The 2,322-nt window shown below is 46.9% G+C and carries 2 protein-coding genes; both read right to left on the reverse strand.

Annotation, left to right across the window (positions count from 1 at the left end):
* Positions 1-445: 445 nt before the first annotated feature.
* Positions 446-640 (reverse strand): CPCC family cysteine-rich protein, encoded by a 195-nt coding sequence (locus tag EOJ37_RS00595; RefSeq protein WP_127956685.1) that lies wholly within the window; start codon positions 638-640, stop codon positions 446-448.
* Complete coding sequence (locus EOJ37_RS00600; protein WP_127956606.1) at positions 640-2,178, reverse strand: S-type pyocin domain-containing protein; 1,539 nt, start codon at positions 2,176-2,178, stop codon at positions 640-642. Before EOJ37_RS00600 ends, EOJ37_RS00595 begins: the two co-directional genes overlap by 1 nt.
* Positions 2,179-2,322 lie beyond the last annotated feature (144 nt).

A 2,322-nucleotide genomic window follows, 5' to 3' on the forward strand; every position in this document is an offset into this window, starting at 1 on the left:
TGCTCACCTTAGCGGCTTAACATAAACTCGCAAGGTGAGATCGCCGGATGTTTACCGATGATTGACTAAAAAAGTTAACATTTTGATTTAAAATAATTTAAAAATGTGCACTGGTGTGTTTCGTATAAATAACCGGCAACTGTCAGATCAGGTTTGAGCTAGTACAAAGACGCACTAGTACACCATAAACTATCGTCTGCTTTCTGATACAGAGAGCGCCACAAGATTGCGTAATACCATGGCAGCTTTGTTACCTGGTTGGCAGGATAACACTGTTTTGGTGACTGTCTCCTGCTAAAGATCCAGTTACCCCCCGGCTTCGAGAGTTAGCGCTCTACGAACCCGAAAAAACCCACCTTTCGGTGGGTTTTTTCGTTTCTAGGCTTGAGGTTACTCTGGAAGTGGAAGGATTCTCAAGGGTCAATTCAATAGAAAGACATTTTCATCATTCTACTTTTTTACCTTGTCTAAACGCCTCCCTAGCTTCGTTCAAACTCATTTCATTTGCACCACCGCTTCTATAAGGGTTCTTTGATTGAAAGGGGTCATCCTCCCAATTACACACAGGGCAGATATCATATTCACCTAATCCCTCAAATACCCTTGAACCACAACACGGGCATGGATAGTCTTCTGTCATCATTGATCTCTCCAATAATCCATTCTATCTTTGGGTTTAAACATTGTCCTTGGTGCACCATTTTTTGCCTTAGAGGCAAAAGTATTTGTTTCAGGATGATAAAATAATTCATCCCCATTATTCCTTTTTTTGGTCAATGTTCCTTCTGGTGGGTTGTTTACAAAATCATGAACAGCATCAATGTACTCTTTTGAATTCTTTAGCGCGGGGAATTCCTTACCGTGTTTTTTCCAGTGCTTATAGGCGTTTTGTACCTCTGTAATTTTCTTTCTTGGAGTCCAAATAGGATCATTGGGATTCTTGCTCAGATAGATATACAACGGCGGCATATCGGGGATCGGGAATACCAAAATGTAATCCTCGAAACCTTGCTCCTCTGGCAAAGGATAACCCTCTAAACCCGCTTCGATCTCTTCCGGGATCGGAAATATCATGATCGGATTAGGGATATCTGGCCGTTCCGTATTGCCAGTATGATTCGGGATATCTATGTTTAACCCTATCGGATTCCAGTATACGGTCGGGGTTTTTTCACCATCAGCAGTAAACTCATAGACACCTGTCGCCTCATTCAACACCATATGGCGAACACGAACCTGATCTTGGCCACTCTCCGCTGACGTGTGATACCCTACAGGCTCTAATTTGCCTGACTGATTCCTCACCCACCTAAAACGTACCCGTGTTGGTGCTGTGCCTCCCTGTGTCGCAATCTGCTGTAGCCGCAAGTTGTCGAGGTATTCATCTTCGCCCGAATTCAACGTTCCTGGCATCATCCCCATCACTAACGCACCCATCGGGCTACTGCGCATCAACCACGTACCGATTGAACTAAAGCGACCCGCTATCCATTTTAAAGCAACAGCACCCCCTGAGTTGGCCATACCACCCGCCACTGTCGGCGATACTCCGGCCGTCGCCCCCACATAGAACGCCATGCGACCAAAATTATAATCCGGCTCGGGTTCCGTCCCTGCATCTGTACATCCCTCCCCACGCTCACAAGATTTAGCAAAAACAGCCACTGGCGGAGCCTGCTTTACTGAAGACTGCGTTGCCGATGTCGCCGTAGCAACAGCGCCATATTCATCATACGATGAATAATAACCAGAATAGGAAGAGGGGGAAGAGGATATGTTTGACCGACTCAAGCTTGCGCTTGAACTCCATGACTCAGAGGATACGCGAGAAATAGACGACGATACCCCCGAGGACTGACCAGAAAAACCCAGAGCCTGACTCGAACTCGCCTTCGCTATCAACCGATGACGGCCATAAGGGCAACCACACGCCACAATATGGCCATCCAACGCCACACCGGTACCGTCATCACCCACGAACAAGACGTTGGAACCCTCAGCAATCACACCCGTTCTTTCGCAGGCTGGACAAAAAACCTTATGCCCCTTCAACGCCACCGCCGAACCATGGTCATTAAAAAATAAGCTTGCCCCTTCCACCCCCTCAAGAACAACACCTCCCGTCGTGGTGGTATCCCCTTTGTGTACTACCCCTTTTCCATCGCAGGTGGTTCTCATACCACCTCCAGACGTTCTGAGGGTGTCGAGATAATCACATCTCCGTTATCATGTAGTGGTACAGTAATTTTGGCCACCTGATGAGAGGTGTTAAGATACACCTCATACGCGAGCAGGTGAAACAATGAGCAATAGAACATTTAG

It is taken from the genome of Serratia microhaemolytica, from assembly GCF_004011885.1.
Taxonomy (GTDB): Bacteria; Pseudomonadota; Gammaproteobacteria; order Enterobacterales; family Enterobacteriaceae; genus Serratia_G; species Serratia_G microhaemolytica.